This window comes from Pseudomonas sp. A014, assembly GCF_052378495.1.
GTDB lineage: Bacteria > Pseudomonadota > Gammaproteobacteria > Pseudomonadales > Pseudomonadaceae > Aquipseudomonas > Aquipseudomonas machongensis.
Genome location: NZ_CP199001.1, coordinates 3803421 through 3827362, shown reverse-complemented (window position 1 = coordinate 3827362; position 23942 = coordinate 3803421). Strand labels below are relative to the sequence as shown.

General features: G+C 62.4%; 26 protein-coding genes. 16 read left to right on the top strand and 10 right to left on the bottom strand.

Going from position 1 to position 23942, the window contains the following annotated elements; translation table 11 throughout:
- Positions 1 to 40: 40 nt before the first annotated feature.
- From ACTYOL_RS17815 to ACTYOL_RS17805, 3 genes are read left to right on the top strand one after another with little or no spacing between them, the layout of a single operon-like run.
- Positions 41 to 1189, top strand: coding sequence for a two-component system sensor histidine kinase NtrB (locus ACTYOL_RS17815; RefSeq protein ID WP_054892095.1), 1149 nt, complete (start codon positions 41 to 43; stop codon positions 1187 to 1189).
- A gap of 22 nt (positions 1190 to 1211) precedes the next feature.
- Entirely contained in the window at positions 1212 to 2657 is a 1446-nt protein-coding gene (locus tag ACTYOL_RS17810; protein WP_444756843.1) for an ATPase domain-containing protein, read from the top strand.
- A gap of 12 nt (positions 2658 to 2669) precedes the next feature.
- A complete protein-coding gene (locus ACTYOL_RS17805) occupies positions 2670 to 3029 on the top strand; it encodes a response regulator (protein WP_444756842.1) in 360 nt (119 codons plus the stop codon).
- Positions 3030 to 3100: 71 nt separating this feature from the next.
- Here ACTYOL_RS17805 and csrA read toward each other — a convergent pair whose 3' ends face one another.
- The 7 genes from csrA to ACTYOL_RS17770 form a co-directional block, all read right to left on the bottom strand.
- Entirely contained in the window at positions 3101 to 3298 is a 198-nt protein-coding gene (csrA, locus tag ACTYOL_RS17800; RefSeq protein ID WP_054892092.1) for a carbon storage regulator CsrA, read from the bottom strand.
- 264 nt (positions 3299 to 3562) lie between these two features.
- Positions 3563 to 4576 (bottom strand): DNA topoisomerase IB, encoded by a 1014-nt coding sequence (locus ACTYOL_RS17795; protein WP_197891252.1) that lies wholly within the window; start codon positions 4574 to 4576, stop codon positions 3563 to 3565.
- A gap of 54 nt (positions 4577 to 4630) precedes the next feature.
- A complete protein-coding gene (gene modC / locus ACTYOL_RS17790; RefSeq protein ID WP_153774858.1) occupies positions 4631 to 5722 on the bottom strand; it encodes a molybdenum ABC transporter ATP-binding protein in 1092 nt (363 codons plus the stop codon).
- 1 nt (position 5723) lies between these two features.
- Positions 5724 to 6404, bottom strand: coding sequence for a molybdate ABC transporter permease subunit (modB, locus tag ACTYOL_RS17785; RefSeq protein WP_063545336.1), 681 nt, complete (start codon positions 6402 to 6404; stop codon positions 5724 to 5726).
- Positions 6404 to 7162, bottom strand: coding sequence for a molybdate ABC transporter substrate-binding protein (gene modA, locus ACTYOL_RS17780; protein WP_197891255.1), 759 nt, complete (start codon positions 7160 to 7162; stop codon positions 6404 to 6406). The genes modB and modA overlap by 1 nt, the downstream gene beginning before the upstream one ends.
- 167 nt (positions 7163 to 7329) lie before the next feature.
- Positions 7330 to 7500, bottom strand: a complete 171-nt coding sequence (locus ACTYOL_RS17775; RefSeq protein WP_172964765.1) for a hypothetical protein — start codon at positions 7498 to 7500, stop codon at positions 7330 to 7332.
- Between the two features lie 8 nt (positions 7501 to 7508).
- The gene (locus ACTYOL_RS17770; protein ID WP_153774856.1) at positions 7509 to 7811 is read right to left on the bottom strand and encodes a DUF1883 domain-containing protein; all 303 of its coding nucleotides are present in this window, start codon (positions 7809 to 7811) and stop codon (positions 7509 to 7511) included.
- 163 nt (positions 7812 to 7974) lie between these two features.
- On the opposite strand from ACTYOL_RS17770, the gene ACTYOL_RS17765 reads away from it, so the two are divergent.
- The 12 genes from ACTYOL_RS17765 (at position 7975) to ACTYOL_RS17710 (ending at position 20609) form a co-directional block, all read left to right on the top strand.
- On the top strand, positions 7975 to 8334 hold the full coding sequence (locus tag ACTYOL_RS17765; RefSeq protein WP_197891257.1) for a hypothetical protein: 360 nt from the start codon (positions 7975 to 7977) through the stop codon (positions 8332 to 8334).
- Between the two features lie 145 nt (positions 8335 to 8479).
- Positions 8480 to 9130: a c-type cytochrome gene (locus ACTYOL_RS17760; protein WP_063545334.1), complete on the top strand. Its 651-nt coding sequence runs from the start codon at positions 8480 to 8482 to the stop codon at positions 9128 to 9130.
- The gene (locus ACTYOL_RS17755) at positions 9127 to 10041 is read left to right on the top strand and encodes a c-type cytochrome (RefSeq protein ID WP_200603309.1); all 915 of its coding nucleotides are present in this window, start codon (positions 9127 to 9129) and stop codon (positions 10039 to 10041) included. The genes ACTYOL_RS17760 and ACTYOL_RS17755 overlap by 4 nt, the downstream gene beginning before the upstream one ends.
- Before the next feature lie 95 nt (positions 10042 to 10136).
- Positions 10137 to 11498: a UDP-glucose dehydrogenase family protein gene (locus tag ACTYOL_RS17750; protein WP_200603308.1), complete on the top strand. Its 1362-nt coding sequence runs from the start codon at positions 10137 to 10139 to the stop codon at positions 11496 to 11498.
- A 48-nt stretch (positions 11499 to 11546) separates the two neighbouring features.
- A complete protein-coding gene (galU, locus tag ACTYOL_RS17745) occupies positions 11547 to 12386 on the top strand; it encodes a UTP--glucose-1-phosphate uridylyltransferase GalU (protein ID WP_054892082.1) in 840 nt (279 codons plus the stop codon).
- Positions 12387 to 12488: 102 nt separating this feature from the next.
- The gene (gene gorA / locus ACTYOL_RS17740; RefSeq protein WP_153774852.1) at positions 12489 to 13844 is read left to right on the top strand and encodes a glutathione-disulfide reductase; all 1356 of its coding nucleotides are present in this window, start codon (positions 12489 to 12491) and stop codon (positions 13842 to 13844) included.
- A 215-nt stretch (positions 13845 to 14059) separates the two neighbouring features.
- Positions 14060 to 14584, top strand: coding sequence for a fimbrial protein (locus ACTYOL_RS17735; RefSeq protein ID WP_153774851.1), 525 nt, complete (start codon positions 14060 to 14062; stop codon positions 14582 to 14584).
- Between the two features lie 58 nt (positions 14585 to 14642).
- Positions 14643 to 15386: a fimbrial biogenesis chaperone gene (locus ACTYOL_RS17730; protein WP_063545329.1), complete on the top strand. Its 744-nt coding sequence runs from the start codon at positions 14643 to 14645 to the stop codon at positions 15384 to 15386.
- 4 nt (positions 15387 to 15390) lie between these two features.
- A complete protein-coding gene (locus tag ACTYOL_RS17725; protein WP_200603307.1) occupies positions 15391 to 17847 on the top strand; it encodes a fimbria/pilus outer membrane usher protein in 2457 nt (818 codons plus the stop codon).
- Between the two features lie 152 nt (positions 17848 to 17999).
- Positions 18000 to 18563 carry an alkyl hydroperoxide reductase subunit C gene (gene ahpC, locus ACTYOL_RS17720; RefSeq protein WP_004375926.1) on the top strand — a complete coding sequence of 188 codons (564 nt, stop codon included), beginning with the start codon at positions 18000 to 18002 and terminating at the stop codon, positions 18561 to 18563.
- Positions 18564 to 18688: 125 nt separating this feature from the next.
- Entirely contained in the window at positions 18689 to 20251 is a 1563-nt protein-coding gene (ahpF, locus tag ACTYOL_RS17715) for an alkyl hydroperoxide reductase subunit F (RefSeq protein ID WP_054892077.1), read from the top strand.
- A gap of 166 nt (positions 20252 to 20417) precedes the next feature.
- Positions 20418 to 20609 (top strand): hypothetical protein, encoded by a 192-nt coding sequence (locus tag ACTYOL_RS17710; RefSeq protein WP_054892076.1) that lies wholly within the window; start codon positions 20418 to 20420, stop codon positions 20607 to 20609.
- Between the two features lies 1 nt (position 20610).
- Here the strand turns inward: ACTYOL_RS17710 and ACTYOL_RS17705 are convergent, their stop codons facing one another.
- The 3 genes from ACTYOL_RS17705 to nhaR form a co-directional block, all read right to left on the bottom strand.
- On the bottom strand, positions 20611 to 21258 hold the full coding sequence (locus tag ACTYOL_RS17705) for a YceH family protein (protein ID WP_063545327.1): 648 nt from the start codon (positions 21256 to 21258) through the stop codon (positions 20611 to 20613).
- 67 nt (positions 21259 to 21325) lie between these two features.
- Positions 21326 to 22537 (bottom strand): serine/threonine transporter SstT, encoded by a 1212-nt coding sequence (gene sstT / locus ACTYOL_RS17700; RefSeq protein WP_200603306.1) that lies wholly within the window; start codon positions 22535 to 22537, stop codon positions 21326 to 21328.
- A 132-nt stretch (positions 22538 to 22669) separates the two neighbouring features.
- Positions 22670 to 23563 (bottom strand): transcriptional activator NhaR, encoded by an 894-nt coding sequence (nhaR, locus tag ACTYOL_RS17695; protein WP_063545325.1) that lies wholly within the window; start codon positions 23561 to 23563, stop codon positions 22670 to 22672.
- 137 nt (positions 23564 to 23700) lie between these two features.
- Here nhaR and ACTYOL_RS17690 point away from each other — a divergent pair, with 137 nt between their 5' ends.
- Positions 23701 to 23940, top strand: a complete 240-nt coding sequence (locus tag ACTYOL_RS17690; protein WP_063545324.1) for a hypothetical protein — start codon at positions 23701 to 23703, stop codon at positions 23938 to 23940.
- Positions 23941 to 23942: the final 2 nt, after the last annotated feature.

Sequence of the window (23942 nt, the reverse complement as noted above, 5' to 3'; positions counted from 1 at the left end):
GCTCTTCTACAGTTCCTCTTGTCGTGCTCGTGGAGCCCGCATGGTTTCGACCGATCGTCCCGCCCCGCCGCTCATGACCGCCAATCGCTACGAACAGCTGGTGCAGGCGGTGGTGGATTACGCCATCTACATGCTCGATCCGACCGGTCACGTCGTGTCCTGGAACCCAGGGGCCGAGCGGATCAAGGGCTATTGTGCCGACGAGGTGATCGGTCGGCATTTCTCGTTGTTCTTCACGCCACAGGATTGCGCCGACGGTCGCCCGGCACGCCTGCTGCGCCAGGCGCTGGAGCAGGGCGTGGCGCAGGACGAAGGTTGGCGAGTGCGCAAGGACGGTACGCAGTTCTGGGCCCTGGCGGCGCTGGATGTGGTGCGCGATGAGCATGGCGAGATCATCGGCCTGGCCAAGGTGACGCGCGATATCACGGATCGACGTGAATCGGCGTTGCAGCTCGACACGATGCGAGCGCAGCTGTTCCAGGCGCAGAAGCTCGAGGCCTTGGGGCAACTGACTGGTGGTCTGGCCCATGACTTCAACAACCTGCTGACCATCATCCTCAGCTCGGCGCGCCTGGCGCGTGCCAGTGGCGATCCGCAGCGGATAGAGCGCCTGCTCGAACATATTCTCGAGGCCGGACAGCGTGGCTCGCAATTGACAGGCCAGTTGCTCAGCTTCGCTCGCCACCGGCAACTGAACGTCAGCACCATCTCCCCTGACGAGTTGGTTGCGTCCACCCGCAGCCTGGTGGAGCACGCCTTGCCTGACGGCATCGACCTCATCGCGCAGGTGGCGCCAGAGGTGCCGACGATCGAGGTGGATGCCGGGCAGTTGCAGATGGTCTTGCTCAACCTGCTGTTCAATGCCCGTGATGCCATCAGCGGCAAGGGGACGATCGGCCTGGACGTGACAGTCGTTGAACTGGCGGGTGAGGTAGAGGCGCTGCACGGGCGCTTCCTGCGTTTCGATGTGCAGGACAGCGGCCACGGGATCGATGCGCAGGTGCTGCCGCGAATCTTCGAACCTTTTTTCACCACCAAGGCTTTTGGTAAGGGAACCGGGCTGGGGTTGAGTCAGGTCTATGGTTTTGCCAAGCAGAGCAATGGTGCGATCTGCGTAGCAAGTTCGGTCGGTGAGGGCACGCGCATGAGCCTTTACCTGCCGGTTTCATCGAAAGTGCCCGAACCCTGAGACACGAGGTGGACAGTACGTCATGGTAGAAACACTCAAGCGACTGGCGACCGGTATCGAGGGCCTGGATGCGCTGCTCAAGGGCGGCCTGGTAGCCGGATCCTCGTACATCGTCCAGGGGCCGCCCGGGGCGGGCAAGACCATCCTCGCCAACCAGTTGGCCTGCGGCCATGTGCGTGACGGCGGGCGGGTACTGGTGGCGACGCTGCTCAGCGAGTCCCATGAGCGCCTGTTCAAGTACCTCTCGACCCTGGAGTTCTTCGATCAGACGCTGGTGGGCGACCAGATCCAGTTCGTCAGTGCCTTCGATACCTTGCAGGACGAAGGGCTGGAAGCTGTGGTGCGTCTGTTGCGCCAGGAGATCGCCAGGCAGCAGGCCAGCTTGTTGATCGTCGATGGCCTGCTCAATGCTCGGGCGCGGGCCGAAACCAGTCTCGATACCAAGAAATTCGTCGCCGAACTGCAAGGGCACGCGGCATTTGCCGGCTGCACCGTGTTGCTGTTGACCAGTGCTCGCCTCGATGAGGGCAGCCCGGAGCACACCATGGTCGATGGCGTCATCGAGTTGGGTGAACAGCTCGAGGGCAGCCGCGCAGTGCGTCATATACAGTTGCGCAAAACCCGAGGCAGCGGTGCACTGTCGGGGGTTCATGAATGCCTGATCAACGAGGCAGGGCTGCAGGTCTATCCGCGCCTGGAGGCGTTGTACAGCCACCCGAGCAACCTGGGTTCTGACACCCTGGTGCGTATCACCACGGGTGTGAAAGCGTTGGACAGGATGCTCGATGGGGGTCTGGCCGAAGGGTCGGTGAGCCTGCTCATGGGGCCGTCGGGAGCGGGCAAGTCATCCCTTGGGCTCGGCTTTCTTGCAGCGGCCACGCCTGAGGCGCCGGCGCTGCATTTTGGTTTCTACGAGCCGCCTGCTCGCCTGAGGTTGAAGGCTGCCTCGCTGGGCTACGACTTTGCCGAAATGGAACGCCAGGGGGCCTTGCAGCTCAGCTGGCAACCGACCACCGAGGGCTTGCTCGATCAGGTTGGCGCACGCTTGCTCGCGCAGGTACAGGCGTTGGGGGCGAGGCGTGTGGTGATTGACAGCCTGGGCGCCTTCGCTCGACTCGCTTTCGATCAGGCGCGGCTCAACGGTTTCTTCCGAGCCCTGACCGGCGAGCTGCGCGCACGGGGTGTCAGTGTGATGCTGACCTGGGAGATGCGCGACCTGTTCGGCTCGGAAATCACGTCACCGGCACCGGACCTGTCGAGCATCGTCGACAACCTGTTCCTGATGCGTTTCGTCGAACTGGAGTCGCAGCTGCGGCGTGTGTTGTCGATTCTCAAGGTCCGTGACAGCCACTATGATCCGGCACTCCACGAGCTGGCTATCGGCGCCGATGGCATTACCCTGCGCAACGCATTCGCGGGGGCCAGCGGTGTGCTGTCGGGCACGGCCGTACCCCAGGGGGACCGCTGACGGTACCTGGCAATGAACAGCATCCTGATCGTCGATGATGAATACCTGATCGCCGACATCCTCGGATTCGCCCTGGAGGATGAGGGTTTTCTGGTAGAAAAGGCCAGCAATGGGCGCAAGGCGCTCGAGGCCCTGAGAGAGAAGCGGGTGGACCTGGTGATCACCGACTACATGATGCCGGTGCTCAATGGCGAGGAGCTGGTCAGGGCGATCCGCGACGAGCTGCAGCTGGCCGATCTGCCGGTCATTCTCATGAGCGGCGCACAAGCCTACGAGGGGCACAGGCTGCCGGAACTGTTCAGCGCGGTGTTCGACAAACCGTTCGACATGGACCGTATGATCGCCAAGGTCCGCGAACTGTTGAGTCCCTGAGCCGCAGGCGGAAACCCGCGGGGACGTGCCGTGCGATCAAGCGCGTCCGTGCGGCTTGAGGCGAAGGGTGGTCAGTATTGGTCGTCGGCTTTCTCCGGAGCGGGGTTGCCGGCCTGGATGCGCTTGAAAATCTCTTCACGATGGACCTGGACATCCTTGGGCGCATCGATGCCGATCCTCACTTGCATCCCCTTGACGCCCAGAATGGTGACTTTGATGTCATCGTTGATGACGATGCTTTCGCCAACCTTGCGGGTGAGTATCAGCATGTAGTTCTCCTTGGTGATGTAGAAATCCGTGGGGCCATGTGCCGCAGCGGTGGGAGCCTGTCCCTCTTCCTTCTCATTAAAGACGCTTTCGGAAGATATTAATTCCTGAGCGAACAAAATCTGTTGGCGGTCTTCAGTTGCAGGTGCCGAAATCAACCGGGTCAGATCAATCGGCGAAGGTGCTCGGTGGCAAGGATAGGGGGCCGGAGCGAATATGGGAAATTTCTCTGCTTTATGTTGTAAATAGCTCTGGTCAATGAAACTTCACAGCGCTTCGAGTGCCTGCAGAAAACGCAACAGGGCCACCTCTTCCTGCTCCAGGCCTTTGCGTGCCCGCACTCGCGGAAGTTCGGCAAGGCGGCCCAGGTGGAAGTGCTCGAGCAGCGCTGGATGGATGTAGCAGCGTCGGCACACCGCCGGCGTGTTGCCCAGGCGCGTGGCAACCTCGCGGACGATGGCCGCAACCTGGCGCCTGGCCTCGGCCTCAGGCTGCCAGGCCAGCGGACGCAGCAGGCTCAGGGCCAGGGCGCTGCCGCCCCAGGTGCGGTAGTCCTTGGCGGTGAAGTCGGCACCGGTCAGTTGCTGGAGGAACAGGTTGATGTCACTGGAGCCGATGCGATGGCGCTGGCCGTCCTCGTCCAGGTACTGGAAGAGTTCCTGGCCAGGCAGCTCCATGCAGCGCTTGAGCAGTTGCGCCAGGCGCCGGTCGCGCACGGTGATGCTGTGCTCGACGCCGCGCTTGCCGCGAAACTGGAAGCGAATGGTGCTGCCCCTGACCTCGACATGTCGGTTGCGCAGGGTGGTCAGTCCGTAGGACTGGTTGTCGCGCAGGTATTGACGGTTGCCGATGCGGATCAGCGTGTTGTCGAGCAGGCTGACCACCAGTGCCATGACCTTTTCCCGGTCCATCCCGGGGCGTGCCAGGTGCTGGTCCAGGTGCTGGCGCAGCCTTGGCAACGCTTGCGCAAAGGCCAGCATGCGCCCGTACTTGTGCTCGTCGCGTAACGTGCGCCACTCGCTGTGGTAGCGGTACTGCTTGCGCCCACGGGCATCGCGACCGGTGGCTTGCAGGTGGCCTTGTGGGTCGAGGCAGATCCACACATCGGTATAGGCGGGCGGGATGACTAGCGCCGCGATACGCGCCAGCGTATCCGTGTCGCGCACCCGCACCCCATCAGGGCTGAGGTAGATGAAGCGCCCACGCCAAAGGCGTCGGCTCAGGCCTGGCTGGGTGTCGTCGACATAGTGCAGGGTGCGGGGCAGGGTGATCTCGGGCATGGCGCAGTCCATCGACCAGTTGTCATCTGTGGACAACGACAGTGCCTGAGTTGCTCAGGCCAACAGCGCCACCGACTTGATCTGCGCCCACAGCATCTGGCCCGGCTGCAGCCCGAGCTGGTCTGCCGAGTACCGGGTGATGCGCGCGAGCAAGGCGCTGCCGGCAGCGTCGAGGCTGACCAGCACGTGCGCCGGGTTTTCGGCCGGGCGACATTCACGCACGGTCACCGGCAAACGGTTGAGGATGCTCGAGGCGCCGTCGTGGGCGAGGGTCAGGCTGACATCGCGGGCGTGTACCTTGAGGCGCAGGGTGCTGCCGACATGCAGGTCGGGATGGGCGATGCGCAGCAGCGCACCGTCGCTGCCCGGCAAGCGCAGGTCGAACAGTCCATAGTCGGGTTGGTGGCCGATCACCACACCTTCGAGCACCACACCCGCTTCCTCGCTCTGCGCCAGCGAGAGGTCGAGGCGCGCGAGCGTCTGGCCGATCGGGCCGCTGGCCATGACCTTGCCCTGCTCCAGCAGTACCAGATGATCGGCCAGGCGTGCGACCTCGTCCTGGGAGTGGCTGACGTACACCACAGGGATGTCGAGCTCGTCGTGCAGGCGTTCGAGGTAGGGCAGGATCTCGCGCTTGCGCGGGCCGTCCAGGGCGGCCAGGGGCTCATCCATCAGCAGCAGCCGGGGGCTGCTGAGCAGGGCGCGGGCGATACCGACACGCTGCGCTTCGCCGCCGGAGAGGGTGATGGGCTTGCGTTCGAGCAAGTGCCCGATCCCCAGCAACTGGCAGGCCTGGTCCAGTCCGACCTTGCGTTCGCCGGCTGAGACCCGCCGCCAGCCGAATTCCAGATTGCCGCGCACCGAGAGGTGCGCAAACAGGCTGGCCTCCTGGAACACATAACCCACCGGGCGTCGATGCGGGGCGAGGAAAGTGCCGTGGCGACTGTCTTCCCACACCTCGCCATTGATCTCGATGTAGGCTTCGCTGGCGCGTTCCAGGCCGGCCAGGCAGCGCAGGCAGGAAGTCTTGCCTGAGCCCGAATGACCGAACAGGGCGCTGATCCCGCGGCCCGGCAGGTCGAGGTCGACATCCAGGGTGAAGTCGTCGCGCGCCAGTTTCAGGCGTGCGTGCATGCGTGAACTCATCTCAGCTCCAGCCAGCCTTGCCACGGCGGCCGGCATAGAGCATCAGCAGCACCAGGAAGGAGAACACCAGCATCGCACCGGCCAGCCAGTGCGCTTGCGAATAGGCCATGGCTTCGACGTGATCGAAGATCTGCACCGAAACCACGCGGGTCTTGTCGGGGATGTTGCCACCGATCATCAGTACCACACCGAACTCGCCGACGGTATGGGCAAAGCCGAGGATGCTGGCAGTGATGAAGCCCGGCCTGGCCAGCGGCAGCACCACGTGGATGAAGGTGTCCCACGGACTTGCCCGCAGCGTTGCGGCCACTTCCAGCGGGCGCTGGCCGATGGCGCTGAAGGCGTTCTGCAGGGGCTGGACCACGAACGGCATGGAGTACACCACCGAGCCGATCACCAGCCCGGTAAAGCTGAACACCACGGTGCCTAGGCCCAGCGCCTGTGTAGCCTGACCAAGCCAGCCGTGGGGGCCGAGCGCGATCAGCAGGTAGAAACCGATCACTGTCGGTGGCAGCACCAGGGGCAGTGCCACGACTGCCCCGACGGGCCCGCGCAGCCATGAGCGCGTGCGTGCCAGCCACCAGGCGATGGGCGTGCCCACCACCAGCAGGATCAGTGTGGTCAGGCTGGCCAGTTTGACGGTCAGCCAGATCGCCCCCAGGTCACTGGCGTCGAGTGGCATCAGATTTCATAGCCGTAGGACTTGATCACCGCAGCGGCTTTCGGACCCTTGAGGTACTCGACCAAGGCCTTGGCCGCCGGATTATCCTTGCCTTTGTTGAGAATCACCGCGTCCTGGCGAATCGGGTCGTGCAGGGTGGACGGGACGATCCACGCCGAACCGTTTTCGACCTTGCCATCCTTGTAGATCTGCGACAGGGCGACGAAGCCCAGTTCGGCGTTGCCGGTGGAGACGAACTGGAAGGCCTGAGTGATGTTCTGCCCTTCCACGATCTTGCCCTTGGTGGCTTCGGTCAGCTTGAGTTTGTCCAGCACCTGGGTAGCGGCCAGGCCGTAGGGCGCGGCCTTGGGGTTGGCGATGGACAGGTGCTTGAAGTCGTTCTTCTTCAACACCTCTCCCTTGTCGTCGACATAACCAGGCTTGGCGGACCACAGGGCGAGGGTGCCGATGGCGTAGGTGAAGCGCGAGCCTTCGACGATTTCCTTTTCCTGCTCAAGCTTGGCAGGGGTGCTGTCGTCGGCGGCGAGGAACACTTCGAACGGCGCGCCGTTCTTGATCTGCGCGTAAAACTGTCCTGTGGCGCCAAAGGCTGCGACCAGCTTGTGTCCGGTGTCTTTCTCGAAGTCCTTGGCGATCGCCTGGATCGGCGCGGTAAAGTTGGCCGCCACGGCCACCTGAACTTCATCGGCCCAGGCGCTATTGAGGGAAATCAGGCTGGCCAGGGCGCTGGCGGCCAGGTGGGACAGGCGAATACGCATGAAACGGGCTCCTCGGAGGGTTATCGTTATATTGCGAAATATATAGCGATAAGCCGTGCGCCGGGAAGAGGTGAAATCATGGCAGGGTGCTATCGGGGCACCAGGCCTGTATCGGCGGTGCAGGCACCCAGGGCGGCGGGCACGCCCTGAGCGCTGTGGCTGTTGGATTACAACGCCTTGCTGACCTGAATGTCGCTGATTTTCTCGGCGTCTTCGCCGTGGATCTTGCGCAACGCTTCCAGGGCTTGTTCCTGAGAGGCATCGGGCATCACGGCAAAGTCCCAGCGGCGCTGGCCGTCGAGCTTGTACTTGATCACGTATTTGAGGTTCTGGGTCATGGCAGGGCTTATCCGAGTTTCGACGACGAGCGACGGATGATCTTGATCTTGTGGGTGAAGGTCGGCTTGCGCGTCACCGAGATCGGGCGGGCGGTCACGGTATCGAGCGTGATGTTCCAGAAACCGGTGCTGGGGACGGTGATTTTCGCCGGGAAGCGGTCGAACAGGCCGCCGTGGTAAGTGTGGCGACCGCCGTTCTTGAAGCTGCGGAAGTTGGCGTCGTTCATCAGGCGGATGTTGCAGCGCTGGGAGCACTCGATAACGACGATGTCGTCCTCGTTGAGGTGCTCGCGCTGGTGGACGAATTTCATGTGGGGCTCCGCGAGGTTGGGATTCTGCAAATGCCCAAGATACCACGATGTCAGGGTACACTGGCGGGCTGCACGGCCGGGCCAGGGAGAAATCTGCCAAAGCAGGGAGCAAAACCGCCCGGACGTTGTCGAACGATTTCTTTGATTGGCAGAGGTGCAACGGATGAAGTGGGTGATGGCGGCGGCGACGCTGGTACTGGGTGGTTGCGTCAGCGTCTCGGAGCTGGAGCAGTCGCGAGAGACGCTGGATGTGATCTCCGGCAAGACGCCGCGTGAGTATGCCGATTGTGTCAAGCAGAAGCTGGGCGACACCCGTGATCCGCTGGTGGAAGAGGCGCGTGGCGATGGCCTGCGCCTGATCGTGCCGCAGAAGCTCAGTGCTGGTGTCGGCCCGGCAGCGCTTGTCGATGTCGACAAGCGTGGCAGTGGCAGTGCCATCAAGCTGCATGAACGCTTGAACAACTTCCCTCTGCGTCTGGGTGATGTGCGCTCCGCAGCGACCCAGTGCATCTCCGGTTCTTGATCCAGCGCAAGCAATACGTCGTTAGACGCCCGATCAATACCTTATGACTTGTAGGGACATTGTTCCGCTTTAGTTATCCGGACTAGTATCCATTTCCTTATGTCTTTTAAGACTAAGCTTATAACAAGGAAATGGAGTGTCCCTGATGAACCCGATGAGTCGCGTCATGATCGGCGGTCTGCTGATCCTGGCCTGGCCCGCGGCGCATGCCGTCGATGGCCAGAAAATCTTCACCCAGGGCGGGCAGAATCCCGCCGCCATGGCCTGTCTCGGTTGCCATGGCCCGGACGGCAAGGGTATCGCCGCTGCCGGTTTTCCCCGCCTGTCCGGCTTGTCTGCCGGATACCTGAGCAAGCAACTCGAGGACTTTCGCTCGGGCAGCCGCAAGCAGCCGGTCATGGAGCCACTTGCCAAGGCGCTGAGCGACGAGGAGATCCGCTCGGTCAGCGCTTGGCTGGCCGAGCAGCCTTCCGACCCGGTTACGGGTTCGCGCCGTCAGCAAATGGCCAGCGATCCGACCGAACGCCTGGCCTTGTACGGCGACTGGAGCCGGCAGATTCCCGGTTGTGTGCAGTGCCATGGCCCAGGTGGTGCGGGGGTTGGCGAGCACTTTCCGCCACTGGCCGGACAGCCGGCGGCTTACCTGGTTGCGCAGCTCAATGCCTGGCGCGACGGTAGCAGGCGTAACGACCCTAACCAACTGATGGTCGGTGTGGCCAAGGCCATGACCGATGCCGAGGTGACGGCAATCGCCGACTACTTCGCCCACGCCGCCCGCCAGGAGGTCGCACCATGAAAAAAGTCCTGATCGCAGCATTGTGGCTCGGCGCAGGCGTCGCCCAGGCGACGCAGATCGCCATGCAAGACCAGTCGCAGCTCAAGGTGCCCGGCAGCCAGGCCACTCCGGTATTCGTGCCTCCTGCAGAAAGCGAGTTGCCGGACAACGCGTTCGGCCAGATGGTCCGCCAGGGGCATGCGCTGTTCGTTGATACTCGCCGCTTGATGCCTGAGGCTGTCGGCAATGGCATGAACTGCAGCAACTGCCATCTCGACCAAGGCCGCATGGCCCACTCCGCGCCGCTGTGGGGCGCCTACCCGATGTATCCCGCCTATCGCAAGAAAAACGACAAGGTCAACACTTACGCCGAACGTATCCAGGGCTGTTTCCAGTTCAGCATGAACGGCAAGCCCCCGGCGGCCGACAGCCCGCAGATGACCGCGCTCAGCGTCTATGCCTACTGGCTGGCGACCGGCACTCGCACAGGCGTGGAGACGCCCGGTCGCGGTTATCCTGAGGTGCCGCAACCCAAGGACGGCTACAACTTCAAGCGTGGCGAGCAGGTGTACAGCGAGCAATGCGCGATCTGCCACGGTGGCAAGGGCGAGGGGCAGAAAGTTGCAGGTGAGTACGTCATGCCGCCGTTGTGGGGGCGCGATGCCTATAACTGGGGGGCCGGGATGCACCGGATCAACACCGCCGCGTCCTTCATCAAGCACAACATGCCACTGGGCAAGCCAGGCAGCCTGAGTGACCAGCAGGCATGGGATGTCGCGGCCTGGATCAACCGCCACGAACGCCCGCAGGATCCGCGCCTGGTAGAGGGCTCCATCGAGAAGACGCGGGTGAAGTTCCATGCCAACGATGGCGTCAACCTGTATGGGCAAAAGGTCGAGGGTGTATTGATCGGGCAGGGCACGGGCGGCTGAATACCGAGCACCTGTCATATTCCCGCCGTGTCGCTGTCACGGCCCTGCAATCGCCTGCAGGTTGCAATGTCGTATCTTCCTGAAGGAGTGCGGCCATGGAACTCTGTGTGATTGGGGCGGGGTATGTGGGGCTGGTCACGGCGGCCTGTTTCGCGCAAATGGGCAATCGCGTGGTCTGTCTGGAGCATGACCGCGCGCGCCTGGCCCAGTTGCGTCAGGGACAGTGTCCGATCTACGAGCCCGGGCTTGCTGCGCTCGTGCAGGAGGGGCTGCACAGTGGCCTGTTGAGTTTCACCGAGCACTGGGATCATGCGTTGGCGCGGGTCGATGTGGCGTTCATCGCCGTGGGCACGCCCAGCCATGAAGACGGCTCGGCTGACCTGCAGCATGTGCTGGCGGTGGCCGACAGCCTCGGGCGGCACCTGCTGCGCCCAGCCCTGGTGGTGAACAAGTCGACCGTGCCGGTGGGCACGGCCGAGCGGGTTGCCCGCCAGGTCAACAGCGGCTTGCGCGCACGCGGGGCCAGTTTCACGGTGTCGGTGGCGAGCAATCCGGAGTTTCTCAAGGAGGGCAGCGCCGTCGAGGACTTCATGCGCCCTCAGCGGATCATCATCGGCACCGACAGTGACGCCGCCACTCAATGCTTGCAGCGCCTGTATGCGCCCTTTGTACGTAACCGGGAGCGCGTGCTGGTCATGAGCCCGCGCGCCGCCGAATTCAGCAAGTATGCCGCCAATGCCTTCCTTGCCACCAAGATTTCCTTCGTCAACGAGCTGGCCGGCCTGTGCGCCGAGCTGGACGTGGATATCGAACAGGTGCGTCGCGGGATCGGCAGCGACCGGCGCATCGGCAGCGATTTCATCTACGCAGGCTGCGGCTATGGCGGCTCATGCTTTCCAAAGGACGTGCGTGCGCTGATCCACACAGCCGAGCAGCATGGCTATCAGCCGTCGATCCTGCGCGCGGTCCAGGCGCGCAACGCGCAGCAGAAGACCTTGTTGTTCCAGGCACTGCAGGAGCATTTCGGGGGTAGCATGCGCGGGTGCAATGTGGCGTTGTGGGGCCTGGCGTTCAAGCCTGGCACCGACGACCTGCGCGAGGCACCCAGCCTGGTGCTGCTCGACGCCCTGCTGGCGGCAGGGGCACGGGTGCGGGCCTGTGACCCGGCGGCGCTGGAGGGGGCCGCGGCGGCTTATCCGCAGGCGCTGGCAAGTGGTCAATTGCAGTTGGGGGATGATCCCTATGCCTGTGTGGAGGGCGCGGATGCACTGGTACTGGTGACCGAATGGAAGCAGTTCCGCCAGCCGGATTTTCGTCGGATCAGGGGCCTGATGCGTAAGCCGGTACTGTTCGACGGGCGTAATATTTACGATCCATCGGAACTATCTACACTGGGTTATCTCTATCATGGCATCGGTCGGCCACAGGCGGGGCATTGTAAGGTGACTGCCGCCTGATTAGACTGCGCCGAATACCACAGGCCCAGCCCTTGTTTAAGGATGTATATGATCAAAAAATGCTTGTTCCCGGCAGCCGGTTACGGCACCCGCTTCCTGCCCGCTACCAAAGCCATGCCCAAGGAAATGCTGCCGGTGGTGAACAAGCCACTGATCCAGTATGGCGTTGAAGAGGCCTTGGACGCCGGTCTGAACGAGATCTCCATTGTCACCGGGCGCGGCAAGCGCGCGCTGGAAGACCATTTCGACATCAGCTATGAGCTGGAAAATCAGATCAAGGGCACCGACAAGGAAAAATACCTGGTCGGTATCCGTCGCCTGCTCGACGAGTGCTCGTTCTCCTATACCCGCCAGACTGAAATGAAAGGCCTGGGCCACGCCATCCTCACCGGTCGCCCCCTGATCGGTGACGAGCCGTTCGCCGTGGTGCTGGCGGACGACCTGTGCGTCAACCCTGAAGGTGACGGTGTACTGACGCAGATGGTCAAGCTGTTCAATCAGTTCCGCTGCTCGATCGTTGCCATCCAGGAAGTCGATCCGCAGGAAACCAACAAGTACGGCGTGATTGCTGGCGACATGATCCGCGATGACATCTTCCGCGTGACCAACATGGTCGAGAAGCCCAAGCCTGAAGATGCGCCGTCGAACCTGGCAATCATTGGCCGCTACATCCTGACCCCGGACATCTTCGATATCATCGCCAACACCGAGCCGGGCAAAGGCGGGGAGATCCAGATCACCGACGCCCTGATGAAGCAGGCACAGAACGGTTGTGTCATTGCCTACAAGTTCAAGGGCAAGCGTTTCGACTGCGGCGGCGCCGAAGGCTATATCGACGCCACCAACTTCTGCTTCGAGAATTACTACAAGACCGGCAAGGCCTACTGAGTCCGAGCCTGCGCTGCAGCGCCACTTTTCTTGCTGTCTGACGCTTGCAGCGCGTCACGAAAAGAGCCACCCTCGGGTGGCTTTTTTTGTGGAGTCTGGAAAGTGGCCTACGATTTTGATCTGTTCGTGATTGGTGCTGGTTCCGGCGGTGTGCGTGCGGCGCGCTTTGCCGCGGGGTTCGGGGCGAAGGTGGCGGTGGCCGAGAGTCGGTATCTGGGCGGCACCTGCGTCAACGTCGGCTGTGTGCCGAAGAAGTTGCTGGTGTACGGTGCACACGTCGCCGATGAGCTGGAGCAGGCGGCCGGCTACGGCTGGACCCTCGAAGAAGGTCACTTCGACTGGGGCACCCTGATCGCCAACAAGAACCGCGAGATCGAGCGTCTCAACGGCATCTACCGCAACCTGCTGGTCAACAGCGGCGTCACCTTGCTGCAAGGTCATGCGCGCATGACCGGTGCCCATGAGGTTGAGGTAGAAGGTCAGCGCTACAGCGCGGCGAACATTCTCATCGCCACGGGCGGCTGGCCACAGGTGCCTGACATCCCGGGCAAGGAACTGGCGATCACTTCGAACGAGGCGTTCTACCTCAAGGAGCTGCCACGCCGGGTGCTGGTGGTCGGTGGTGGCTACATTGCCGTCGAATTCGCCGGCATCTTCCAGGGCCTGGGCGCCGATACCACCTTGCTGTATCGCGGCGACCTGTTCCTGCGCGGCTTCGATGGTTCGGTACGTACCCACCTGAAGGAGGAGCTGGAAAAGCGTGGTCTGGACCTGCAGTTCAACGCTGATATCCAGCGTATTGACCAACAGGCCGATGGCAGCCTCAAGGCGACGCTCAAGGATGGTCGGGAGTTGATCGCCGACTGTGTGTTCTACGCCACCGGTCGTCGTCCGATGCTCGACAATCTGGGGCTGGAGAACACCGGCGTGGAGCTCGACGAGCGCGGTTACATCCGGGTCGACGACCTGTACCGTACCACCGAACCTTCGGTGTTCGCCTTGGGCGATGTAATCGGTCGTGTCCAGCTCACACCGGTCGCTCTGGCTGAAGGCATGGCGGTGGCCCGTCACCTGTTCAAGCCCGAGCAGTACCGTTCGGTGGACTACCAGAACATCCCCACGGCGGTGTTCAGCCAGCCGCCGATCGGCACCGTCGGCCTGACCGAAGAACAGGCACTGGCTGCCGGCCACAAGATCCAGATCTTCGAGAGCCGCTTCCGCGCCATGAAGCTGACCCTGACCGACCTGCAGGAAAAGACCCTGATGAAGCTGGTAGTCGATGCCGAGACCGACAAGGTCCTGGGTTGCCATATGGTGGGGCCGGATGCAGGCGAGATCATCCAGGGGCTGGGTATCGCACTCAAGGCAGGCGCCACAAAGCAGCAGTTTGACGAGACTATCGGCGTGCATCCGACCGCCGCCGAGGAATTCGTCACGATGCGGACTGTAACTCGTTGATAGTTCGCAGCATTCTCCGGGCCTCGAAGCATGAGGCCTGGGGATTGTTCCCACAATCGCATAGTAGAGAATCCTACCGCTGTCATGGTTGTCGCTAGCCGCTGATCAACCAATCACCGACAGAGCCTCCCAAGCCTGATGCAGATACTGTTGCCGCGCCGCTCTACGGCGCCGGTTCGGCATGTGCCTGATCGTCTAGCTTGAGGAAGGATGATATGGACAGGTTCTACAAAAGTGTTTTTGCGCTCTGCGGGTTGTCGCTGATCGCTGGGGGAGCCCAGGCAGACCATGGCGAAATCAGCTTTCAGGGGCGGGTTCTGGCGCCGACGTGCATCATCAATGGGGGGGACGGCAATCTTCCGGTGACCCTGCCGGATGTCAACGCCGCGAAACTCGTGCGTCCAGGCGATGTGGAAGGGGAAACGTCCTTCGTATTGCAACTGACGGGTTGTACCCATGTCGGCCAGGTTTCAACTTACTTCGAGCCAGGTGCAAGCGTCAGTGATCAAGGGCGTCTGATCGTCGATGCCGGCGGCAGTGAAAACGTCGAGCTGCAATTGCTCAACAGCGCCAAGAGCGTCATGAATCTCGCTGCAGCCAAGGGTTCGCAGAACTCCCAGCAAGTCACCCTCGTGGACGGTAACGCGACGCTGCGCTACTACGCCCAGTACTACTCGACAGGCCGCACTACCCCAGGCCTGGTCAGTTCCAGAATCCGCTACTCGCTGGATTATCTCTGAGTCCTATGGAGCAGCCCTGTCCGGGGCTGCTCCGCTCCCAATTTTCGAGTGGAACATCATGAAGCTATCTCTCAGCGCCATGGGGTGGGGATCGTTGCTGGCCGCGTTTCTGTCGTGCACGCAGGCCAATGCCAGTGTGGTGATTGCCACCACGCGGGTCGTCTATCCCGCCGAGAGCTCCGAGGTCACTGTCAGGTTGAGCAACGAGGGACGGTATCCGTCGCTGGTGCAGGTCTGGGTCGACGAGGGAGGGCCGGAAGAGGCCGAGGATGAGTTACAGGGGCCATTCAGCGTGACACCTGGGTTGTTGCGCCTGGACCCGGGCAAGCGCCAGAGCCTGAGGGTGTTTCACGATAGTCGTGCCATGCCAACGGATCGAGAGAGCCTGTACTGGCTGAATGTACTCGATGTCCCGCCGAAAGGTGGTGGCGATAACAGCCTGCAGATTTCCCTCAGGACTCGTATCAAACTGTTCTATCGGCCGCAGGGATTGGCCGCAAAACCTGCCGATGCACATGCTCGGCTTACCTGGCGCCTGGTCAGGGAATCCCAGGGCTGGGTACTGCATGCGGACAATCCCACGCCTTATCACGTCAATCTCGCCAAGCTCGAGGCTGTCCATCCGGGTTCGGCGTTGCCAGCATCGGTAGGCCATGTTGCTCCCCTCAGCAGCGCCCGTTTCGCGCTGAGCTCCGCGCCGTCTCGTCCCGATGCGGTTTCCCAGGTCCGCTATCAGTACCTGGATGACTACGGCGCCTCTCGAGAAGCTGTTGCAATCCTGCAGTTCCCTCAAGGCCGTTAAACCCATGAGTTTTCGCCGGTGGTGGGCCATTCTCGGTATGACGGGAGGGTATGTCGGGCTTGTACCTGGCGTGGAGTTCGATCCCGGCCTGTTGCGCCAGGGCAGCACGATCAATCTCGAGCGTTTCCAGGCCAGCGATTCGGTTCCCCAGGGCGACTTTGCCCTGGATATCATCCTCAACCAGCAGTGGATAGGGCGGCGCACCGTGTTTCTGCGCAATCGGGATGCATCCGGTCAGGCGGCGCCCTGTTATGACCGAATCCTGCTCGAAGAGTTGGGGCTTGATCTAGCGAGGCTGGCGGCTCAGCCGCGCAAGCAACTGATCATCCCCGACAGCTGCATGATGTTGCCTCAACTGCTGGTGGCCGCCAGCGAGGACCTGGATTTTGGGGCCTTGCAACTGCGCCTTGAAATTGACCGGTCTTTGCTGCGTCGCCAACCCCAGGACAATTTGCCATTCCATACCTGGGATGCAGGTGTCACAGCAGGGTTTGTCGACTACCGCCTGAATGTGCATGAGCAGCACGACCTGCAGGCAGGCAGTCGTAGCCAGCAGGGCTATCTCGGCCTGCGTGCCGGATTCAATACCGGGGATTGGTATTGGCGCCACGAAGGCAATGCGCAGATGAGCGACAAGCGCGCAGCCCGGTACCAGCCGGGTGCGACGTCGGTACGGCGCGATGTTCCCTTGTGGTCGGCCCAGCTTACTCTCGGCGATGGCTACGCTGCTGGGGATGTATTTGACAGCAGTGCCTTTCGCGGACTGCGATTATCCACCGACGAGCGCATGTTGCCCCGCGCACAGCGGGGGTTTGCGCCGGTCGTGAGGGGCGTGGCCAATACTACGGCGCTGTTGAGCATCCGCCAGCGAGGGATGTTGCTGCATGAGTCGACGGTGCCGCCGGGGCCGTTCGAGATCGACGATCTGTATGCCAGTGGCCTCAACGACGATCTGGAGGTCACCCTGGAGGAGGCTGACGGCAGCGTACGACGCTTCACGTTGCCCTATCAGGCCGCGCCACTGGCCTTGCGAGAAGGGGCAAGCCGTTTCGACCTTAGTGCGGGGGTGTGGCGCGACGACCTTGGGCGTCCTGGCCCAGGTCATGTGCAAGGCAGTTGGCAGCAAGGGGTGGACAACACCTTCAGCGTACATGGAGGCGCCTGGCTGGCAGAGGACTATCTGGCCAGCGCCATGGGGGGGGCGATCAACAGCCGCTTTGGTGCTTTTGGATTGACCGCATACCACGCGCAGGCATCGCTAGGCCAGGGTCGCTCCGCGCAGGGGCAGGCGCTGCGTTTCAGTTGGCGCCAGCGGGTGGAGGCAACGGCCACCGACCTGAGCGCCAGCCTTACCCACCGCAATAACGCTGGCTACTACAGCTTTGACGAGTTCGCCCGCACCAGCCAGCAAACGCAGCGTACAAATCAGCGTTCGCCTCAGCAGTGGCGGGCAGCGCTGACACTTCAGCAGCGCCTGCCCGGGAGCGGTCGTCTGAGCCTGAGGGCCAGCGCAGGTAAGCAGTGGGGATCTGGGGTGGGCAATCGTGAGTACAACGTGGGGTATTACAACAATCTGCGCTCGCTCTCCTACGGCATGACGCTTGGGCGCGAGTATCGAGGCAACGGACAGGCCGTAAGCGCTTTGACACTGACGGCGAGCTTGCCGTTGGGTCTGCAGCGTCGTGGATCGCTGAGCTCCAGCATGAGCCGCGACTCCGAAGGCGGGGCCAGGACGAATGTGCGCTGGAGCGCGACTGCCGGCGAGGATGGGCAATGGGGGTATGGCCTGTCCAGTGTGTACCAGGAGGGAAGGCAAGGCGGCGCAGGGCTCGACGCCAACCTGGTGCATCGCAGCCCGACGGGAGAGCTGAGCGGCGTCGTGGCCCAACGCCAGGGATCCCGCCAGCTCGCACTCGGCGCGCGTGGCTCGGTGGTCGCCCATCCGGGAGGTGTACTGTTGGCGCAACCGTTGGGCGAAAGTTTCGCTATCGTCCATGCCCCCTTCGCTGAAGCGGCGCGTATTGAACAGCATCCGAGTGTGCGGCTGAATGCCCAGGGCTTTGCGGTGGTCCCCTCGTTGAGCCCCTACAGCGTGAATACCGTCGACCTGGATCCCAAGGGCATGTCACAGGATGTGGAGTTGCAGATCAGCGGTCAGTCGGTGGTGCCCCGAGCCGGTGCGGTGACACTGCTGCACTATCCGACGCGCAGCGGTCGCTTGCTGATGCTGGAGGCTCGCAACGAGCACGGGCATGCCTTGCCGTTCGGTGCCCAGGTATTCGATGTGCAAGGTGACGAGGTGGGGATGGTGGGGCAGGGCAGCCGCCTGCATTTTCGCTCGCATGACGCGCGAGGACGGGTAAGGGTCTCCTGGGGTGAGCAAGCAGATGCGAGCTGCTGGCTGGATTACGCAGAGGGCGCAGCCTCGACCTGCACTTCAGGACCGGCAGACGAGGCATAGGAATGAAAAAATCTATCGGTCGCGCAGCTTATAGCCAAAACCAATCACCAACATGAGGTTTACCAATGAGCCATTGTCGAGGTCATTGGATAGGATTACTCCATCGAAAGTTACCCACCCCAAGTTAACTAACCCTCGAAGGAGCGTTTCTCATGCCAATCATCAACAGCCAGGTCAAACCGTTCAACGCCACTGCCTACCACAAAGGCGAGTTCGTTCAGGTAAGCGAAGCCGACCTGAAAGGCAAATGGTCCGTCGTGTTCTTCTACCCGGCTGACTTCACTTTCGTCTGCCCGACCGAACTGGGTGACCTCGCTGACAACTACGCCGAGTTCCAGAAACTGGGCGTCGAGATCTACGGCGTGTCCACCGACACCCACTTCACCCACAAAGCCTGGCACGACACTTCGGACACCATCGGCAAGATCCAGTACCCGCTGATCGGTGACCCGACCCACGTCATCTCGCGCAACTTCGACGTGCTGATCGAAGAAGCCGGTCTGGCTGATCGCGGCACCTTCGTGATCAACCCGGAAGGTCAGATCAAGATCGTCGAACTGAACGACGGCGGTGTAGGTCGTGACGCAGCCGAGCTGCTGCGCAAGGTCAAGGCTGCCCAGTACGTTGCCGCTCACCCAGGCGAAGTCTGCCCGGCCAAGTGGAAAGAAGGCGAAGCCACTCTGGCGCCGTCGCTGGACCTGGTCGGCAAGATCTGAGTCCATGCACCAGTCGAGGGCGGTGAGCAGCCGCCACAGCTGAAGTACTCACTGCCCCGTCAAACGCCCGGGCGACCTTGCCTGGGCGTTTTTGTATCCGAGTTTTGAAAAAGGAATCGCCCCGTATGTTGGACGCCACGCTTAAATCGCAACTGAAAACCTACCTGGAGCGGGTCACCCAGCCGATCGAGATCGTTGCCTCCCTCGACGACGGCGCGAAGTCCCGTGAAATGCACGACCTGCTGGTTGAGATCGCCGGCCTGTCGAACCTCATTACCCTGCGCGAGGACGGCAGCGACGCCCGTCGCCCGTCATTCTCGCTCAACCGTCCCGGGGGCAATATCAGCCTGCGTTTCGCCGGCATCCCCATGGGCCATGAATTCACCTCTCTGGTACTGGCGTTGCTGCAGGTCGGCGGCCACCCTTCGAAGGCCAGCGCCGAAGTGATCGAGCAGATCCAGGCCCTGGAAGGCGAGTTCAGCTTCGAGACTTACTTCTCGCTGTCTTGCCAGAACTGCCCGGACGTGGTCCAGGCCCTGAACCTGATGGCGGTGCTCAACCCCAACATTCGGCACGTCGCCATCGATGGTGCGCTGTTCCAGGATGAAGTCGAATCGCGCAAGGTCATGGCGGTTCCGAGCATCTACCTGAACGGTGAAGTGTTCGGCCAGGGCCGCATGGGCCTGGAAGAGATTCTCGGAAAGATCGACACCAGTGCTGGCAGCCGCCAGGCTGAAAAGATCAACGCCAAGGACGCTTTCGACGTGCTGGTGGTCGGCGGTGGCCCGGCTGGCGCTGCGGCAGCCATCTACGCTGCGCGCAAAGGCATTCGTACCGGCGTTGCCGCCGAGCGCTTCGGCGGCCAGGTGCTCGACACCCTGGCGATCGAGAACTTCATCTCCGTGCAGGAGACCGAAGGGCCGAAGCTGGCCACTGCGCTGGAAGAGCACGTCAAGCAGTACGACGTCGACATCATGAATTTGCAGCGCGGTGAAGCGCTGATCCCGGCCGCCGATGGCGGTCTGCATGAAGTACGCCTGGCCAGCGGTGCGTCGCTCAAGGCCAAGACCGTGATCCTCGCCACCGGCGCCCGCTGGCGCGAAATGAATGTCCCCGGTGAGCAGGAATACCGCTCCCGTGGCGTGGCCTACTGCCCGCACTGCGACGGCCCGCTGTTCAAGGGCAAGCGCGTGGCGGTGATCGGCGGCGGCAACTCTGGCGTGGAAGCAGCCATCGACCTGGCCGGTATCGTCGCTCAGGTGACGTTGATCGAGTTCGACAGCCAGCTGCGTGCCGATGCGGTGCTGCAGCGCAAGCTGCACAGCCTGCCGAACGTCAAGGTGATCACCAGCGCCCTGACCAAGGAAGTGCTGGGTAACGGCGAGAAGGTCACCGGCCTGCGCTACGAAGACCGGACCAGCAACGAGATCCACGAACTGGCGCTCGAAGGTATCTTCGTGCAGATCGGCTTGCTGCCGAACACCGATTGGCTCAAGGGCACGGTCGAGTTGTCGCCGCGCGGCGAGATCATCGTCGACGCCAAAGGCCAGACCAGCATCCCGGGTGTGTTCGCGGCCGGTGATGTGACCACGGTGCCGTACAAGCAGATCGTCATCGCCGTGGGCGAGGGCGCCAAAGCTTCGCTGGCAGCCTTCGACCACCTGATCCGGACTTCGGCGCCGGCGTAAGTCAGCGCGGGCCTCATCGCGGGACAAGCCCACCCCACCGATAAAGCGAAGTTCTCGAGAGCTGCGCTTTACCGGTGGGGTGGGCTTTTCCGTGATATGGCCGACCAAACCAAGTATCACCCGAGGGTGTCTATGATTACTGCAGACGCTCCCAGGAGGTACAGTCATGACCCCGATCAGTCGAGAACCCTGGTGGTTGGTGCCACCCAAGCCCGGCCAGCAGGAGCAGGACCTGCACTGGGGCTATCTGGAAATCTATCCCGACGGCCGCACCGTGTTCGTCGACCAGCGCCCCAGCGACAGAGAGTTGGCCGAGCGCAAGAGCTGCCGTAACTTCCCCGAACCCGACCAGCCCTGACTCAGCCCTCAAGCTGAGCCAGCCGGGCTTCCAGTGCCGCGACCCGGGCTTCCAGCGCCTCGATCCGCTCGTCCGAAGCCGCACCTGACGCACTGCGTGAACCACCTTCCTGCTGACGCGCGGCAAGAATCGCTTCGATCTCGGCCGGATCGCCCAGGGCGTGGGTGTAGCGGTCTTCACGCTGGCCTGCCTGACGTGGCAGGTGCAACGCCAGCCCACGTGAAACCAGGCGTTCCAGCTGATGCTGGACCTGATCGACGTCTTCGAATTCGTGCAGGCGATTGCTGCGGGTCAGTAATTCGTTGAGAGTCTGCGGCCCGCGCAGGAACATCAGGCCCATCAGTACCAACTGTGCCGGCACCAGTTCCAGCGCCTTGTCCACCCGCTGCTCCCAGCGGTCGGCGCGGCTGCCCATCTGCAGGCGGGCCATGTCCTGGCCTTCGAGTGCACGCAGGGCCTGGCCGACCTGGCCGGGGGAGAGGTTCATCACCGGCTCCCGGCTGGTCTTCTGGTTGCAGGCCAGGACCAGCGCATTGAGTGTCAGTGGGTAGCTTTCCGGGCTGGTGGCCTGCTTTTCGATCAGCGCGCCGAGGATACGGACCTCGATACTGTTCAGGCGGCCTTCGCCTGCGGTTTCGTGTTCTGACATGGCCCTGTCTCGTTACTAGGAAAAGGCCATTAGCCTAGGCCTTGCGTCTGGCTTAAGCAATTGCGGCTCAGGCAGCACGCCGCTCCATGGCCTCGCACGCAGCCGCAGTGAACAGTACGTCGGTCGATGAATTGAGCGCGGTTTCCGCCGAGTCCTGCAACACACCGATGATGAAGCCGACGGCAACCACCTGCATGGCAAGCTCGCTGGGAATGCCGAACAGGCTGCAAGCCAGAGGAATCAACAGGAGCGACCCGCCGGCCACGCCCGAGGCACCGCAGGCACATACCGCAGCCACCACGCTGAGCAGCACCGCGGTCGGGAGGTCGATGGTGATCCCCAGGGTATGCACCGCCGCCAGGGTCAGCACGGTAATGGTGATCGCTGCCCCGGCCATGTTGATGGTCGCACCCAGCGGGATCGACACCGAGTAGGTGTCTTCATGCAGGCCCAGGCGCTCCGACAATGCCAGGTTCACCGGAATGTTTGCCGCCGAGCTGCGAGTGAAGAACGCGGTGATACCGCTTTCGCGCAGGCACAGGAGGGTCAGCGGGTAAGGGTTGCGACGAATCTTCCAGAACACGATCAACGGGTTCATCACCAACGCCACGAACAGCATGCAGCCGATCAGCACCCCCAGCAGGTGCAGGTAGCCGAGCAGGGCATCCAGGCCCGCCTCGGCCAGGGTCGAGCTGACCAGGCCGAAGATCCCCAGCGGGGCGAAGCGAATCACCACGCGAACCAGCTGCGTGATGCCGTTGGACAGGTCGTCGACCACACCGCGCGTTGCCTTGCCGGCCTTGCGCAGCACTATGCCCAGGCCGATCGCCCAGGTCAGGATGCCGATGAAGTTGGCATTGACCAGTGCGCTCACCGGATTGTCCACCGCGCTCAGTAGCAGGCCCTGCAGCACTTCGGTAATGCCGCCGGGAGCGCTCAGCGTCGCTTCATGTGCGCTCAACACCAGACTCGAAGGGAACGCCATGCTCGCCACCACGGCGACCACCGCGGCACCGAAAGTGCCCAGCAGGTAGAGCCAGAGAATAGGGCGGATATGGGTCTGCTGGCCTTGTTGGTGGTTGGCGATGGAGGCAATGACCAGCACGAACACCAGGATCGGTGCCACGGCCTTTAGGGCCGAGACGAACACCTTGCCGAGGAATGCAAGATCCCGGGCCAGGCTCGGGGCGACCAGCGCCAGGGCGATACCGGCAGCCAGGCCAATGATGATCTGTGTCACCAGGCTGGTGCGGTTGAGAAGGCGAAAAACAGGGCTCATGTGCAGCGGGGTCTCGGGTTTGAACGAATCGCGGACTTTAGCACAGGCACTGTAGGACAGGGCTGACGGTATTGTTCCTCCGACGCACTGCAGCGATCGCGGTGCAATCTGCCAGACAAAGCCAGCATGGCCTCACCAGTTGAACAGTTCCCTGCGTGCCCCCTCGGTAATCGCCACGATCCCCGGATGCTTGACCTTGCGCTCCACCGAAATCGCATAGAACGACTCATGCACCGCCTCGGTTTGCCCGATCAACTCCACGCCGTATTGCCGACACACCTCATCGGCGATCACGCTTGGTGCCACGAAGATGCCGCTGCCCGATTGCCCGAATGCCTGCATCAAGGCGCTGTCGTCGAATTCCCCGACGATACGCGGCTGCACCTGCTGCTCGGCCAGCCAGCGCAACAGGCGGCTGCGCACCACCGTTTCCTGGCCGGGGATCAGTAGCGGTGCGTCGTTGAGGCAACCGGGGAAGGGCTGCTTCAACCGAGTGGCAAGTGCCGCAGTGGCAAAGAAGCTCAGGCCGCACTCGCCGAGTTTCTGGCTGTAGCCCTTGATGTCCAGGTGGCTGGGCATGGGGCTGTCGGAGATCACCAGGTCAAGGCGCTGGATCGCCAGGTCCGCGAGCAGGCGCTCCAGCTTGTCTTCACGGCAATTGATGCGCAGTACTTCGTCAAGCTCCATGGTCGGTGCCAGCAAGCGATAGACGATGGACTTGGGCACCACGTCGGCGACCCCGACGCGGAACAGGATCTGCTCCTGGGGGCCGGCCCGTAGCAGGGTCTCGAGTTCGCTACCGATCTGGAACATCTGCTCGGCATAGGCGAGGGTCTGGCGGCCGGTTTCGGTCAGCTCCAGTTGGCGACCGACGCGCTGGAACAGCTCCAGGTTGTAGGTCTGTTCGAACAGGCTGATCTGGCCGCTGATGGTCTGCGGTGTGAGATTCAATTGCTCGCTGGCGCGGGTGATGCTGCCAGTGCGGGCTACTACCCAGAAATAGTGAAGCTGCCGGTAGTTGAGCATGGAGACGCTACTCGATTCGTAAAAACCGAAGTATAACCGCTAAAAATACGAATTTTCCTGAACTGTTCTCCTCTCTAGAATTCGACTCCATCAGGCGCGGTGCGCGCGCCAGCCGAATATCGATAAGCGAGGACCCTATGCTACAACTGAAATCCATCGGCACCCCGTTGGTACTGGCGCTGGCGCTCTTGGCCACGGCGGGGTGCGACCAGGCCGAGAAATCGGCGCAGCAGGTGCTGAACCAGGCTGCCGAATCGGCCAAGCAGGCGATCGACAAGACCAACGAGGCGGCCCAGCAAGCGCTGAACGACACTCTTGGTGGTGAAGGGCAAAAGCCCGAGAGCAAGCAAGACAAGAACGACACCCAGGACATCTGAGC